Annotated in this window: 16 protein-coding genes and 1 other RNA gene; 16 read left to right on the plus strand and 1 reads right to left on the minus strand. The window is 69.7% G+C overall.

The window, feature by feature from the left end:
* The coding region (locus V6M56_RS09845; RefSeq protein WP_332683265.1) for a transketolase family protein at positions 1-1,451 on the minus strand (1,451 nt) is incomplete at its 3' end.
* Between the two features lie 323 nt (positions 1,452-1,774).
* Between V6M56_RS09845 and V6M56_RS09850 the strand changes: the two genes are divergently transcribed.
* From V6M56_RS09850 to V6M56_RS09925, 16 genes are all read left to right on the plus strand, one after another.
* Complete coding sequence (locus tag V6M56_RS09850) at positions 1,775-2,071, plus strand: DUF4164 domain-containing protein (RefSeq protein ID WP_332683266.1); 297 nt, start codon at positions 1,775-1,777, stop codon at positions 2,069-2,071.
* A gap of 12 nt (positions 2,072-2,083) precedes the next feature.
* Complete coding sequence (locus V6M56_RS09855) at positions 2,084-2,452, plus strand: cell division protein ZapA (protein ID WP_332683268.1); 369 nt, start codon at positions 2,084-2,086, stop codon at positions 2,450-2,452.
* A gap of 187 nt (positions 2,453-2,639) precedes the next feature.
* The gene (locus tag V6M56_RS09860) at positions 2,640-3,704 is read left to right on the plus strand and encodes a D-alanine--D-alanine ligase family protein (RefSeq protein ID WP_332683270.1); all 1,065 of its coding nucleotides are present in this window, start codon (positions 2,640-2,642) and stop codon (positions 3,702-3,704) included.
* A gap of 79 nt (positions 3,705-3,783) precedes the next feature.
* A non-coding RNA gene (ssrS, locus tag V6M56_RS09865) (6S RNA) lies at positions 3,784-3,939 on the plus strand.
* Between the two features lie 8 nt (positions 3,940-3,947).
* Positions 3,948-4,523 carry a 5-formyltetrahydrofolate cyclo-ligase gene (locus tag V6M56_RS09870; protein WP_332683271.1) on the plus strand — a complete coding sequence of 192 codons (576 nt, stop codon included), beginning with the start codon at positions 3,948-3,950 and terminating at the stop codon, positions 4,521-4,523.
* A gap of 73 nt (positions 4,524-4,596) precedes the next feature.
* Positions 4,597-5,421, plus strand: a complete 825-nt coding sequence (locus tag V6M56_RS09875) for a TIGR00282 family metallophosphoesterase (RefSeq protein WP_332683273.1) — start codon at positions 4,597-4,599, stop codon at positions 5,419-5,421.
* Between the two features lie 10 nt (positions 5,422-5,431).
* A complete protein-coding gene (locus V6M56_RS09880; protein WP_332683275.1) occupies positions 5,432-6,586 on the plus strand; it encodes a benzoate/H(+) symporter BenE family transporter in 1,155 nt (384 codons plus the stop codon).
* Positions 6,583-7,236: a thiamine phosphate synthase gene (locus V6M56_RS09885; protein WP_332683277.1), complete on the plus strand. Its 654-nt coding sequence runs from the start codon at positions 6,583-6,585 to the stop codon at positions 7,234-7,236. Before V6M56_RS09880 ends, V6M56_RS09885 begins: the two co-directional genes overlap by 4 nt.
* Positions 7,233-8,162: a tetratricopeptide repeat protein gene (locus V6M56_RS09890; RefSeq protein ID WP_332683279.1), complete on the plus strand. Its 930-nt coding sequence runs from the start codon at positions 7,233-7,235 to the stop codon at positions 8,160-8,162. The genes V6M56_RS09885 and V6M56_RS09890 overlap by 4 nt, the downstream gene beginning before the upstream one ends.
* Before the next feature lie 80 nt (positions 8,163-8,242).
* A complete protein-coding gene (locus V6M56_RS09895) occupies positions 8,243-9,031 on the plus strand; it encodes an inositol monophosphatase family protein (RefSeq protein ID WP_332683281.1) in 789 nt (262 codons plus the stop codon).
* 87 nt (positions 9,032-9,118) lie between these two features.
* Positions 9,119-10,138, plus strand: a complete 1,020-nt coding sequence (locus V6M56_RS09900; protein WP_332683282.1) for a flagellar motor protein MotA — start codon at positions 9,119-9,121, stop codon at positions 10,136-10,138.
* Positions 10,139-10,191: 53 nt separating this feature from the next.
* Positions 10,192-11,208 carry a peptidoglycan -binding protein gene (locus V6M56_RS09905; RefSeq protein ID WP_332683283.1) on the plus strand — a complete coding sequence of 339 codons (1,017 nt, stop codon included), beginning with the start codon at positions 10,192-10,194 and terminating at the stop codon, positions 11,206-11,208.
* A gap of 10 nt (positions 11,209-11,218) precedes the next feature.
* Positions 11,219-11,464 carry a YciI family protein gene (locus tag V6M56_RS09910; protein WP_332683285.1) on the plus strand — a complete coding sequence of 82 codons (246 nt, stop codon included), beginning with the start codon at positions 11,219-11,221 and terminating at the stop codon, positions 11,462-11,464.
* Between the two features lie 107 nt (positions 11,465-11,571).
* Entirely contained in the window at positions 11,572-12,315 is a 744-nt protein-coding gene (locus V6M56_RS09915) for a glucosamine-6-phosphate deaminase (RefSeq protein ID WP_332683287.1), read from the plus strand.
* 7 nt (positions 12,316-12,322) lie between these two features.
* Complete coding sequence (locus V6M56_RS09920) at positions 12,323-13,351, plus strand: N-acetylglucosamine-6-phosphate deacetylase (protein ID WP_332683289.1); 1,029 nt, start codon at positions 12,323-12,325, stop codon at positions 13,349-13,351.
* A 47-nt stretch (positions 13,352-13,398) separates the two neighbouring features.
* A complete protein-coding gene (locus V6M56_RS09925; RefSeq protein WP_332683290.1) occupies positions 13,399-14,589 on the plus strand; it encodes an ABC transporter substrate-binding protein in 1,191 nt (396 codons plus the stop codon).
* The last annotated feature ends 81 nt before the right edge of the window (positions 14,590-14,670 follow it).

Raw genomic sequence — 14,670 nt, forward strand, 5'->3', positions numbered from 1 at the left:
AGCGAGGCGAGATGCTCGACCGGCTGGTGCGTCGGCCCGTCCTCGCCGAGGCCGATCGAATCATGGGTCATGACATAGACGACCGGCACGCCCATCAGCGCCGCGAGCCGCATCGCCGGCCGGGCATAGTCGGCGAAGACCAGGAAGGTGCCGCCGGCGGTGCGGAAGCCGCCATGCAGGGTGATGCCGTTCATCGCCGCCGCCATGGCGTGCTCGCGGATGCCGTAGCGGACATAGCGCCCCTTCGGCGTCTTCGGCGTGAAGTCCTCGAGGCCCTTCGCCTTGGTGTTGTTCGAGGGCGTCAGGTCGGCCGAGCCGGAGACCAGCTCCGGCATCACCGGCACGATCGCGTCGAGCGCGAGCTCCGAGGCCTTGCGGGTCGCGACCGCCTGCGGATTGGCGGCGAGCGCCTTCTTGTGCGCGGCGATCGCCTTGCCGAGCCTGGCCGGCGGGGTCAGGCCGAGACGGCGCTCGAATTCGCCGCGCTTGCGCTCCGATAGGCTGGCGAGCAGGCCCTGCCAGTCCTTGCGCGCTGCCGCGCCGGCAGCGCCGAAGCCGCGCCAGGCCTTGAGCACCTCGGGCGCGACCTCGAACGGGCCGCCGGTGATGCCGAGCGCCTTCTTGGCAGCGGCAAGCTCCTCGGCGCCGAGCGGCTCGCCATGCGCCTTGGAGGTGCCGGCCTTCTTCGGCGCGCCGAAGCCGATCACCGTCTTGCAGGCGATCATGGTCGGCTTGTTCGACTTCTGGGCCCGGCGGATCGCGGCCTCGATCGCGTCGGGGTCATGCCCGTCGACGCGCTCGGCCTTCCAGCCGCAGGCCTTGAAGCGGGCGACCTGGTCGACCGAATCGGAGATCGAGAGCGGCCCGTCGATCGAGATGCCGTTATCGTCCCAGAGCACGATCAGCTTGCTGAGCTTGTGATGGCCGGCGAGCGCGATCGCCTCCTGGCTGATGCCTTCCATCAGGTCGCCATCGGAGGCGAGCACATAGGTCCTGTGGTCGACCAGCTTCCTGCCGAACTCGGCGGCGAGCATGCGCTCGGCCATCGCCATGCCGACCGCGGTGGCGAGTCCCTGGCCGAGCGGGCCGGTGGTGGTCTCGACGCCGAGGGTCATGAAGTTCTCGGGGTGGCCCGGCGTCTTCGATTCGAGCTGGCGGAACTTCTTCAGGTCGTCGAGCGCCATGCCGGGCGCACCGGTGAGATAGAGCAGCGCGTAGATCAGCATCGAGCCATGGCCGGCCGAGAGCACGAAGCGGTCGCGGTCGGGCCAGCGCGGCTCGGCCGCGTCGTATTTCATGATGCGCGAGAACAGCACGGCGGCGATGTCGGCCGCGCCCATCGGCAGGCCGGGATGGCCGGACTTGGCCTGCTCGACGCCGTCCATGGCGAGCGAGCGGATGGCGTTGGCCAGTCGCTCGTGCTGGGCGCGGTCGATCGCTTGCGTCGTCATGGGTAGGTTCACTCCGGCGGACGGGATGTTCGCTCATGCGCGGAAGCTGGCCGGCGAACGGGATCGGTTGCAGAAAAAGGCGCGCGTTCGATAGGCCGCCGCCGCGAGCGGAGTCAATTCGACCCGGCCGGAGCTCCTCGGTGCCATCCGCCGCCGCCGGCCTGGCTTGCGCGGGCCGGGCGCCGGACGATTCCTGTGAATCGCCCAACCGTTCAGGACCTTAGGGAGGATTACCTGCGAGAGCCGATCTTTCGGGGTGCGGCGACATGCTCTAGGCTTGCGAATCGATTGAGCCGGCTTGCCCGGCCTGAGAAGGAAGAAACGTGGCGTCTCCGGTACTGGATCACGCCTTGTCGCGCCTCGAAGGCGCGCTCGGCCAGCTCGAAGCGGCCGCCCGCCGGCGGCTCGAAGCCGAGCGCGGCCGCGCCAATCTCGAGACCGAGCTGACGCTGATGCAGGACGACCGCGCCCGCCTCGCCGTCGAGCTCGACGGCACCATGGCGCAGCTCGGCCACGTCCAGGGCGCCGCCGAGGAGGTCGACAAGCGGCTCGACAAGGCGATGGCGGCGCTGAACGAGATGATCGCGCGCGCCGAGACGCCGACGGAAGCCGAAAGCTGAGAAAGAGAAGAGATGCCGCAGGTGAACGTCACCATTGCCGGCAAGGCCTACCGGATGGCCTGCGGCGAGGGCGAGGAGCCCCATCTCGAGGGTCTCGCCCGCCTCTATGACGGCAAGATCGAGGAGATGCGCCAGGCCTTCGGCGAGATCGGCGACATGCGCCTCCACGTCATGGCCGCGCTGATGGTGGCCGACGAGGTCTCCGAGCTGAAACGGCAGATCGAGAAGCTGGAGGGCCGGCTCGAATCGCTGCAGGGCGATGCCGGTTCCGCCGGCCAGCGCGCCGGCGAGCTCGAACAGCGCGCCGCCGCCGCCCTCGAAGCTGCGGCCGAGCGCATCGAGGGCGTGGCGAAGAGCCTGCTGCCGACAGCGACGGGATAAGGACAAGCGCGGGGAACCCTCTCCCGAATGGGAGAGGGGCAGGGGTGAGGGACCGCCGCTGATCATTGGAACGCGGCGTCGCCGCTGCCATCGCTCCGCATCGCGTCTTCTCCCGCCCGCCTTTGCAATTCCTCAATCATGGCCGACTGACGCTCGCAGCTGAACCGAATCGATGAAGGCGGCGACGATGAGCGACAGAGTGCGGGTGGCGGTTCTCCTCGGCGGCAAATCCGCCGAGCACGAGGTTTCGCTGATGTCCGCCGCCAATGTGGTGAAGGCGATCGACAAGGCGAAGTACGACGTCGTCCCGATCCTGATCACCAAGGCCGGGCAATGGCGCGAACTCGAATTGCAGAACGGTGTCCTGCCCGATCCCGTGCCGCAGGACGGCGCCGAGATCTGCCTGCTGCCCGGCGGCGGCGGGCGCCTCCTGCGGCTGCAGGACGGGGCCGCGCCCCAGCCGCTTGCGAAGATCGACGTGCTCTTCCCGGTCCTGCACGGGCTGAACGGCGAGGACGGCTCGGTCCAGGGGCTCGCGGCGGTCGCGGGCGTCCCGCTCGCCGGCTGCGGCATCCTCGGCTCGGCCAATGCTCTCGACAAGGACATCGCCAAGCGCCTGCTGCGCGAGGCCGGCGTGCCGGTCGCGCGCTCGATCACCCTGCGGCAGGGCCAGTCCCTGTCCTTCGAGGAGGCGAGCGCGGCGCTCGGCCTGCCGCTCTTCGTCAAGCCGGCGCGGCAGGGCTCGTCGGTCGGCGTCAGCAAGGCGGCGACGCAGGACCAGTTCGCCGCTGCCCTGGCTACGGGCTTCGCCCATGACCGCAAGCTGCTCGTCGAGGAATTCGTCCAGGGCCGCGAGATCGAATTCAGCGTGCTCGAACAGGCCGGGGGCGAAACCATCGTCTCGCTGCCCGGCGAGATCGTCACGGCGGCAAGCCACGGCTTCTACACCTACGAGGCCAAGTATCTCGACGAGGACGGCGCCACCGTGGTTGTGCCGGCCGATCTGCCTGCCGAGGTCACCGCGCAGCTCCAGGCGCTGGCCAGGCGCGCCTTCGACGCCATGGGCTGCGATGCGATGGCCCGCGTCGACTTCTTCCTGCGGCCGGACATGAGCGCGCTGGTCAACGAGATCAACACGATCCCGGGCTTCACCGACATCAGCATGTATCCGAAGGCGCTGGCGGCCAGCGGCATCCCCTATCCGGACCTGATCGACCGGGTGATCCGCCACGGCCTGGCGCGGGGCGTGTGAGAGCGAGGCGCGCACGAAATCGTCGTGCGTTCGCGCGAACCCGCTGGCGCTTTGCCGGCGCCGGCCCTACATTGTCCAGGCGGGGCTGCCTGGTGCGTGCGAGTTATGTATTCCCGGGCCCATACGACTCCCTAGGGAGCTGTCCCTGACCGGGTCCCTGGACCCGGACACACGGCGCCCACCTACTTTGTAGGTGTCCCGGGATCGAAATCTCCACGGCCAAGGTGGCTCCGCACTCTCATCATGACCGACGCCGCCTTCCCCGCCCCCTCCCCCCGCAAGGCCGCGCTGCGCGCGCAGGCGCTGGCCCGCCGCGACGCCCTCGATCTCGACGACCGGCTGCTCTGGGACGAAGCCATCACCGAGCGGGCGCTGGCACTGCCCGCCTTCCCGCAGGGCCCGGTCTCGGCCTATTGGCCGATGCGCTCGGAGGCCGATCCGCGCCCGATCCTCGAAGCGCTGCATGCGCGCGGCCTGCCGCTCTGCCTGCCGGCGATCGTCGCCGGGCGCATGCTGTTCCGGCGCTGGGCGCCCTGGGAGCCGATCGTCCCGGGCGGCTTCGGCACGCTGGTGCCGCGCGTGGACGAGCCCGAGGTCCGCCCCGCCGTGCTGATCGTCCCGCTCGCCGCCTTCGACCGGCGCGGCTACCGCATCGGCTACGGCAAGGGCTATTACGACCGGGCGCTCACCGAATTGCAGCCGCTCGCCACGGTCGGCATCGGCTATGGCGCCCAGGAGATCGCGGCCGTGCCCGACGAGCCGCATGACCGCAGCCTCGACTGGATCGTCACCGAGAAGGAAACCATCCGCTGCGGTTGATCGGCGCTGCGGTTGATTTGGCGGCGCAATCGCGCCACTGAAGGCGATTGCTGCTGCTACAGAGACCCCGACAATGCGTCTACTCTTCCTCGGCGACATCGTCGGGCGCGCCGGCCGCCTCGCCGTGCAGGATCGCCTGCCGGGCCTGCGCCAGCGCTGGAATCTCGACTGCGTCGTCATCAACGGCGAGAACGCCGCCGGCGGCTTCGGCATCACCGAGGCGATCTGCGACGAGATTCTGGCCGCCGGCGCCGATGTCATCACGCTCGGCAACCATTCCTGGGACCAGCGCGAGGCGCTGGTCTTCATCGAGCGCCAGCCCCGCCTGATCCGCCCCGCCAACTACCCGCCGGGCACGCCCGGGCGCGGCGCCGCCGTGGTCGAGGCCAGGAACGGCGCCCGCGTCCTCGTCGTCAACGTCATGGGCCGCCTGTTCATGGACCCGCTCGACGATCCCTTCGCCGCGGTCGAGCGCGAGCTTTCCGCCTGCCCGCTGCGCGACGTCGCCGATGCCGTCGTGGTCGACTTCCACGCCGAGGCGACCAGCGAAAAGCTCGCCATGGGCTATTTCCTCGACGGCCGGGCGAGCCTCGTCGTCGGCACCCACACCCATGTCCCGACCGCCGACACGCGCCGCCTGCCGGCCGGCACCGCCTACCAATCCGATGCCGGCATGTGCGGCGACTATGATTCGATCCTCGGCATGCAGAAGGACGAATCGATCCGCCGCTTCCTGCAGAAGACGCCGGGCTCGCGGCTGGAAGCCGCCCTCGGCCAGGGCACGCTCTCCGGCGTCGCCGTCGAGACCGACGATGTCAGCGGCCTCGCCAAGGCGGTCTGGGCGGTGCGGATCGGCCCCGATCTCGATCAGGCCTGGCCGACCGCCTGGGATTCGTGAGGGCCCGCCGATGTCGCAGCTGTTCTCGGCGCTCGTTGCGGCTTTCGTCGGCTTTGCAGCCTCGGTCGCGGTGGTGCTGGCGGCGGCGCAGGCGATGGGCGCCACCCCCGGGCAGGCCGTCTCCTGGGTGGCGGGCCTCGCCATCGCCCAGGCGGTCGCCGGCCTGTTCCTGTCCTGGCGCCATCGCATGCCGATCATCTGCGCCTGGTCCACGCCGGGCGCGGCGCTGATCGCCGCGACAAGCGGCATCGACATCGCTGCGGCGGTCGGTGCGTTCCTCGCCGCCGCGGCGCTGATGATGGCGACCGCCGCCTTCCGCCCGCTCGGCGCGCTGGTCGAGCGCATCCCGATGAGCATCGCCTCGGCCATGCTCGCCGGCGTGATCTTCCGCTTCGTCGTCGCGGTCTTCGACGAGATGCGCGTGCAGCCCGTAATGGTGCTGACCCTGCTCGCGGCCTTCCTGCTGGCGCGGCTGTGGAACCCGTTCCTCGGCGTCATCGCGGCCCTGGCCGCCGGCCTCGCGCTCGCCTTCGGCACGGGCGTCGCGACCTTGCCGGCCGGTGCGATGGCGCTGACCGAGCTGACCCTGATCTGGCCGCGCATCGACCTGACGACCATCGTCGGCGTCGGCATCCCGCTCTACCTCGTCACCATGGCGGCGCAGAACCTGCCGGGCTTCGCCGTGCTGCGCGCCTCCGGCTACCAGCCGCCGACGGCGTCCTGCCTGTTCGTCACCGGGCTGATGTCGTTCCTCACCGCGCCGACCGGCGCCCACATGGTCAACATGGCGGCGATCAGCGCCTCGATCTGCACCGGCGCCGACACCCATCCCGACCCCGCCCAGCGCTGGAAGGCCGGGATCTGGTATGCGCTGTTCTACTTCGCCATCGCCGCCACCGCCGGCATGCTGCTGGCGCTGATCGTCGCGATGCCGAAGGCGCTGATCGTCGCGGTCGCAGGGCTCGGCCTCGTCGGCTCGCTCACCGGCGCGCTCGGCCAGGCGATGAGCTCCGACCGCGACCGCTTCGCCGCGGTCGTCACCTTCGCCGTCGCCGCCTCCAGCCTGTCGCTGTTCGGCATCGGCTCGGCCTTCTGGAGCCTGGTCGCCGGGCTTGCGGTCTTGACATTGGACCACGCCACGGGCCGTTTGCGCAGCCGATCATGAGCACGCACCCGCCCCGCACCCGCCTGATGCTGGTCACGCCGCCGATCCTCGATCCCGGCGCGATCTCCTTTCGCCTGATGCAGGCCTTCGCCGGCGGCGATGTCGCAGCCGTGCTGCTGCGGCTCGCCCCGGGCGACGAACGCAGCCTGACCGAGCGCGTCAAGGCGCTGGCCGCGCCGGTGCAGGCGCAGAATGTCGCGCTCGTGGTCGAGGCCTCGGCCCTGGTCGCCAGCCGCGGCGGCGCCGACGGCGTCCATCTGACGCAAGGGCCCGAGGCGATCGCCGAGGCGCGCTCCAGCCTGCGCCAGGAACGGATCATCGGCGTCGGCGGCCTGCGCTCGCGCCACGACGCCATGGACGCTGGCGAGGCCGGCATCGACTATGTCATGTTCGGCGAACCGCGCCCCGACGGCTCGCTGCCGCCTTTGCCGGCCGTGATCGAGCGCGCCTCATGGTGGGCCGAGATCTTCGAGACGCCCTGCATCGCCTATGCGCCGGACAGTGCATCGGTGCCGGCGCTGGTCGAGACCGGTGCCGAATTCCTCGCTCTGGGCGAATGGCTCTTCGCCGAGGACATCGACATCCGCGCCGAGGTCGCCGCCGCCGACGCCGCAATCGCCGAACACGCGGCGCGCAAGGGCGCACGATGAGGCTGCGCGTCGCCGCGTTGGCGCTGCTGGGCTTTGCCTGGGCCCTGCCGGCCCACGCCGCGGAGCCGGACCTCGCCTATGGCGCCTATCAGGCCGGGCACTATCGCCGTGCCCAGTCGGAAGCGCTGAAGCGGCTCGAGGCCGATCCGAACGACGCGGCCGCGATGACCCTGCTCGGCGAGATCTACCGCCAGGGCCTCGGCGTGCGCGGCGACCCCGCAGCCGCCGCCGACTGGTACCGGCTCGCCGCCGAGAAGGGCGACATCAACGCCGTCTTCGCCCTCGGCATGGCGACCCTGGAGGGACAGGGCGTGCCGCGCGACCCGGCCAAGGCGGGCACTCTGCTGGAGAAGGCCGCCGCCGCCGGCCATCCGGCCGCGAACTACAATCTCGCCCTCGCTCTGCTCGCCACCGGCAAGCCCCAGGACGACAAGCGCGCGCTCGCCAGCCTCGAGATCGCGGCCGGCGCCGGGCTCGGCGACGCGATGCACGCCCTCGCGGTCCTCCACAAGATCGGCCGCGGCGTTCCCGACGATGCGCAGAAGGCGGCACAGTGGATGGCGAAGGCCGCCGCCAGCGGCAACCTCGCCGGCCAGGTCGAATACGCCATCATGCTGTTCAACGGCGACGGCGTCGCCAGGGACGAGCGTGCCGCCTCGCAGCTCTTCATCCGCGCCGCCAACAAGGGCAACGCCATCGCCCAGAACCGGCTGGCCAAGCTCTACCAGTTCGGCCGCACCGTCCCGCCCGACCTCGCCGAGGCCGCTGCCTGGCATCTGGCGGCACGCAGCCAGGGCCTCGCCGACGCGACGCTGGACGAGATGCTGGAGCGGCTCTCGCCGGAGCAGCTTGCCCGCGCCGCCCGCCTCGCCGCCGACCGGATCGAGGCCACGGCCTTGACGACGCCGAGCCAACCGAGCAAGTGACGGACTGAATTTCGACCGGCGCCGCAGGCAGCCGGCACTGCGCGGCTCGCCGCCCGAGCCCGTCGCCATGAGGTTTCAAGATGATCCGCTCCCCCCTGATGACCGTGATGACCGACGCCGTGATGAAGGCGTCGCGCTCGCTGAAGCGTGATTTCGGCGAGGTCGAGAACCTGCAGGTCCTCGCCAAGGGACCGGGCGACTTCGTCTCCAAGGCCGACCACAAGGCCGAGCAGATCCTGCGCGAGGCGCTGGAGAAGGCCCGCCCCGGCTACGGTTTCGTCATGGAGGAGAGCGGCGTCGTCGCCGGCACCGACGAGAGCAACCGCTGGCATATCGATCCGCTCGACGGCACCCACAACTTCCTGCGCGGCATTCCGCACTGGAACATCTCGGTCGCGCTGGAGCGCGACAACCAGTTCATCGCCGGCGTGGTCTACGACGCGGCCAAGGACGAGCTCTTCGTCGCCGAGAAGGGCAAGGGCGCCTATGTCAACAACCGCCGCATGCGCGTCTCGGGCCGTCGCGAGCCGGCCGACATGCTGATCGGCATGGGCGTTCCGCATATCGGCAAGGGCGGCCACCCGCTCTTCCTGAGGGAGCTGGCGTCGGTGATGCCGCGCTTCGCCAATGTCCGGCGCATGGGCTCGGCCGCGCTCGACATCGCCTATGTCGCGGCCGGGCGCATGGACGCCTATTGGGAGCGCGGCCTCAACACCTGGGATTTCGGTGCCGCCGCGGTGATGGTCCGCGAGGCCGGCGGCACCTTCGGCACGCTCGACGGCAAGCAGCCGACGGCTGCCAAGGACATCATCTGCGGCAACGAGGCCGGCGAGCCTGCGCTGCGCGCCGCCTTGAAAACGGTGGCCTGAAGCGGGCCATGCCGCTTTCGCGCTTGATCCCGGCGTGGCGGGAGGCGACATTGCCCGGCGCGGAGAAATCGGAACGGAATACCACGCATGGCCAATGACGAAGCGGCCCGGGAGGCCGCGGCGCGGGAGAATCCGGCGGCGCCGCCGATGTCGGCGACGAATTCCGAAGCGCTCCGCTTCTCGCGGCCCTTGCGCTATTTCATTCGCGCGCTGGTCTTCCTGGCGCTGATCGGCTTCCTGATCTTCATCCTCCAGGGCGGCCTGCGCAGCGCCTTCATGACTAATCCGGGCCTGAACGGCCTGATCGTCGGGGCGCTTGCGGTCGGCATCCTGATCGCGCTGCGCGAGCTCTGGCGCGTCGACAGCGAGGCGCGGGCCGCAACGCGGCTTGTCGTCAGCCCGGCCGACGCCGTCATCCGCCGCTCCCAGGTGATCAGCCCGCTCGCCGCGGTGCTGCCGGCGCTGGAGCGGCGCAGCCTCGCCTCCGACCAGGCGGCGACCCTGCTCGAATCGATCGCGGTCAGGCTCGACGACGGCCGCGAGGTCCTGCGCTACCTCGCCGGCCTGCTCGTCTTCCTCGGCCTGCTCGGCACCTTCTGGGGCCTGCTCGACACGGTTTCCTCGGTCGGCAACGTCATCAAGACCCTGCGCACCGGGGCCGAGGCCGGCGTGCTGTTCGACGAGCTCAAGGCCGGCCTCGCCGCCCCGCTCGCCGGCATGGGCCTGTCCTTCTCGTCCTCGCTCTTCGGCATCGCCGGCTCGCTTGTCCTCGGTTTCCTCGAGCTTCAGGTGGCGCAGGCGCAGCGTCGCTTCCGCAACGAGCTCGAGAGCTATCTCGGCACCAGCACCGCCGCGAGCCAGGCGGCCAACCTCGACGGCCTCGGCGAGCGCTTCGACAAGCTCCACGCCGCGATGCAGGATGGCGCCAACAGCCGCGCCGCGGCCCAGGCCATGGCCAATCTTGCCGAGGGCGTCCAAGGCCTGGTCCAGCATATGCGCTCCGAGCAGCAACTGATCCGCGACTGGGTCGAGGCGCAGGCGGCGCGCGAGAAGGACCTGAAGCGCCTGATCGAGCGCCTCACCGCCGACAAGGTGATGGAGCCATGAGCGCGCCGCAGACGTCCGGCATCGACGAGAACTGATCCCAAGGAGCGCTGAGCATGGCCCTGTCCCGCGCCCATCGCCGCGAAGACGTCAATTTCTGGCCGGGCTTCGTCGATGCCCTCTCGACGATGCTGATCGGCATCGTCTTCCTGCTTTCGGTCTTCGTCCTCGGCCAGTTCTTCCTGTCCCAGGAGATCTCCGGCAAGGACACGGTGCTCGACCGGCTGAACCGCCAGCTCTCCGAGCTGACCGACCTGCTGGCGCTCGAACGGGCCGCCGGCAAGGAGGCCAAGGATTCGCTCGCCTTGCTGCAATCGACCCTCACCACCGAGCAGGCCGAGCGCAGCCGCGTCCAGGGCATGCTCGACAGTGTCAACGGCAGCGCTCCCGCCCAGCTCGCCGAGAGCCAGAAGGCGCTCGAGGCCGAGAAACAGCTCTCCGCCCGGGCGCAGGCGACGATCGAGATGGTCAACCAGCAGATCCTCGCCATGCGCCGCCAGCTTGCGGCCCTGGAGGAGGCGATCGGCGCCGCCGAGGCCAAGGACAAGGAATCGCAGGCGCGCATCTCCGATCTCGGCTCGCGCCTCAATGTCGCGCTGGCCCAGCGCGTGCAGGAGCTGGCGCGCTATCGCTCCGACTTCTTCGGCCGGCTGCGCCAGGTGCTCGGCACCAGGCCCGACATCCGCGTCGTCGGCGATCGCTTCGTCTTCCAGTCCGAGGTCTTCTTCGATGCCGGCCAGGCGGTGCTGAAGCCGGAAGGCCGCGGCGAGCTCGACAAGCTGGGAGCGATCATCGCCGATCTCGGCCGCGAGATGCCGCCGGACATCCCCTGGATCCTGCGCGTCGACGGCCACACCGACAACCGGCCGATCCGCTCGGCCCAGTTCCCCTCGAACTGGCACCTCTCGACCGCCCGCGCCGTCGCCGTGGTCGAATACCTGGTCAGCAAGGGCATCCCCGCCGACCGCATCGCCGCCACCGGCTTCGGCGAGTTCCAGCCGCTCGACGTCGCCAACAACGACGAGGCCTGGCGCCGCAACCGCCGCATCGAGTTCAAGATCACCGAGCGGTGACGCGAGCCTGGTGCGTTCGCCGCGCGCCGGGCCGACCGAGTCCGGCGGTTTCGTCTCCGGCGAGGCGCTGGAGATGCCGGACACGGCGATGATGGTGCGGACGCGCGATGGCAATATCTCGATGACGGACGGCCCGTTCATGGAGGCGCCCGAAATGCCCGGCGGTATCGTCACGATTAAGGCGGGGAAGAACCATAGCGACAGGCGCCGCGGCCACCGCCTGCGTTCGATCCGCCTCGCACTGCTATGCCGGTGAGCGGGACCGGCATGCCGATGCTGCCGGATGCCTTCGCCGGCGGATGTGCTAGACCTCGCCGGGCCATTCGCGGCGCGCGAGGCGCCGAAGCTTCAGGGGCACGCAGCATGAAAGATATCCGTATCCTGTCCGACAAGCAGGAGCTCGGCCGCCAGGCCGCCGCGCTCGGCGCGGACGCGATCCGCGCCGCCATCGCCCGCCATGGCGAGGCGACGATCATCGTCGCCACCGGCGCCAGCCAGTTCGAGATGCTGCAGAACCTCGTTACCGCCAAGGATATCGACTGGTCGAAGGTCACCGCCTTCCATCTCGACGAATATGTCGGGCTGAGCGAAGCGCATCCGGCGAGCTTCCGGCGCTATCTGCGTGAGCGCTTCGTCGCGCCGCTCGACGGCAAGGTGACTTTCGTCCCGGTCGATGGCGAGGGCGATCCGCAGGCTGAAGTCGAGCGCCTGAACGCGCTGATCGGCGGGCGGCGCATCGATCTCTGCTTCGCCGGCATCGGCGAGAACTGCCATCTCGCCTTCAACGACCCGCCAGCCGATTTCGAGACGAAGAAGCCCTATATCGTCGTCACGCTCGACGAGGCCTGCCGTAACCAGCAATTCGGCGAGGGCTGGTTCGAGAGTCTTGAAGCCGTGCCCGAGCGGGCGATCTCGATGAGCGTCCAGCAGATCCTGAAGAGCGAGCTGATCATCCTGTCGGTGCCCGATGCCCGCAAGGCGAAGGCGGTCCGCGACGCGCTGGAAGGCGAGGTCTCGCCGCTGCACCCGGCCTCGATCCTGCAGCGCCACCCCAATACGGTGATGTTCCTCGATCCGCCGGCGGCCTCGCTGCTGAAGAAGGGCTGAGCCGGCCATGCCGCGCTCGCCCGGCCTCGTCGACCTCCAGGTCAACGGCTTCGGCGGCGTCGACTTCAACGATCCCGCGATCACCGCCGCCGATCTCGACCGGGCGCTGGAGGCGATGCTGGCGACCGGCGTCACCACCTGCCTGCCGACCCTGATCACCGCCCACCCGCACCAACTGCACGAGCGCTTCCGGGCGCTCGATGCCGCGGTTTCGCAAAGCCGCCTCGGCGCCCTGATGTGCCCGGGCTACCATCTCGAAGGTCCCTTCCTCAATCGGGCGCCGGGCTATCATGGCTGCCATCCGCCCGAGGCGATGACGGCGGCAACGCCGGACCTCGTCACCGAATTGGAGCGCGGGCTCGCCCGCCCGATCCTGATGGTGACGCTCGCGCCCGAACGCGACGGCGCGCTCGCCCTGACGAAGGCGCTTGCCGCAGCCGGCAAGATCGTCGCCATCGGCCATTCGGCGGCCGATTTCGATCAGGTCGCGGCCGCCGCCGATGCCGGCCTGTCGCTCTCGACCCATCTCGGCAACGGCCTCCCGCAGAGCCTGCACAAGCTCGCCAACCCGATCTTCGCCCAGCTCGCCGAGGACCGGCTGATGGCCGGCTTCATCGCCGACGGCATCCATCTTCATCCCAAGGCATTGAAGGCGCTGATCCGCGCCAAGGGGCTGGGCCGCTCGATCCTGGTCACCGATGCCGTGGTCGCCGCCGCCGCGCCCATCGGCCGCTATCATTTCGCCGGCATGGCGGTCGATCTGATGGCCGACGGCTCGGTCCGGCAAGGCGAGGGCCTGCTCGCCGGCTCGGCGCTCTGCCTCGACCAGGCGGTGCGGAACGTCGTCGCCTGGGGCATCGCCACCGCCGAGGAGGCGCTCGCCATGGCCTCGCGCCATCCGCTCGCCGCAATCCGGCCCGCGCTGCAGGCGCATGGCCTGGCCCTTGCGGAGACGCAGGTGGAGTGGTCCGATGATCTCTTCGCCGAGCGGGTCCGGATCGGGCATCTGGAGCGCCGCTACGAACGAGGGCGGTAACCGGCCTCGACGCCATAACAAGACGACAAAGCATAAAGGGGAACACGATGACCGACGATCTCAACGCCATCAGCCGCCGCACCGTGCTCGGCGGCCTCGCGGCTGTCGCCGCCGGCGGTCCGGCTTTCGCCGCTTCGCCGCCGCTGCCGACGAGCCCGGTCGTGATCAGCGTCATGGATGTCGGCGGTGCGCTCGCCTTGATGCAGAAGGCGTTCGAGGATTACCGCGCCGCCAATCCCAAGCTGGTCTCGCGCATCGCCTTCGTGAAGGCGCCGGCGCCCGAGCTCGCCAGCAAGCTCAAGGCGCAGCAGGATGCCGGCAAGGTCGATCTCGACCTGATCCTGACGGGCAGCGACGGTCTTGCCGCCGGGCTCGACCAGAAGCTCTGGCAGAAGATCCTGCCCGACTTCGCCGACAAGTTCCCGAACCTCGAGGCGAACTACGAGCCGGCCGCGCTCAACCTGCACAAGGTCCAGGGCGATGGCTTCGGCGTCGTCGTCAACTACTACCCCTCCGGCCCGCTGCTCGAATACATGCCGGACCGGGTCAAGACCCCGCCGACCACAGCCGAGGAGCTGCTCGCCTGGGCCAAGGCCAACCCGAACCGCTTCATGTATGCCCGCCCGACCAATTCCGGACCCGGCCGCACCTTCATGATGGGCCTGCCCTATATCCTCGGCGACAAGGACCCGCAGGACCCGGTCGGCGGCTGGGACAAGACCTGGGCCTATCTCCAGGAGCTCGGCCAGTACATCGAGTACTATCCGGCCGGCACCGGCGCGACGATGAAGGAGTTCGGCGAAGGCTCGCGCGACATCATTATCTCGACCACCGGCTGGGACATCAACCCGCGCGCGCTCGGCATCGTCCCGAAGGAGGCGAAGATCCAGACGCTGAAGGGCTTCCACTGGGTCTCCGACGCCTTCTTCATGTGCGTGCCCAAGGGTCTGCCCAATGACCGGCTCGCCGTGGTGCTCGACATCATGGCGCATGTCCTGACGCCGAAGATGCAGGCCTATTCCTATGACGAGGGCTATCTCTATCCGGGCCCGGCGGTGAAGAACGTACCGCTCTCGCTGGCGCCGGAGGCGAGCCAGAAGGTCATCGCCGAGTTCGGCCGGCCGGAATATGCCGACCTCATCGCCAACAACCCGATCGAGCTGCCGCTGAAGCCCGACAAGATGGTCGTCGCCTTCCGCAAATGGGACGAGCTCGTCGGCGCCAAGCGGGCCAAGTGAACCGAGGCGTCATTCTCGGGCGGCGCAAAGCGCCGACCCGGGAATCCCAGGACGAGAAGGCGTCGACAGGTGCTCCGGTCG

It is taken from the genome of Allobosea sp., assembly GCF_036675845.1.
Taxonomy (GTDB): domain Bacteria; phylum Pseudomonadota; class Alphaproteobacteria; order Rhizobiales; family Beijerinckiaceae; genus Allobosea.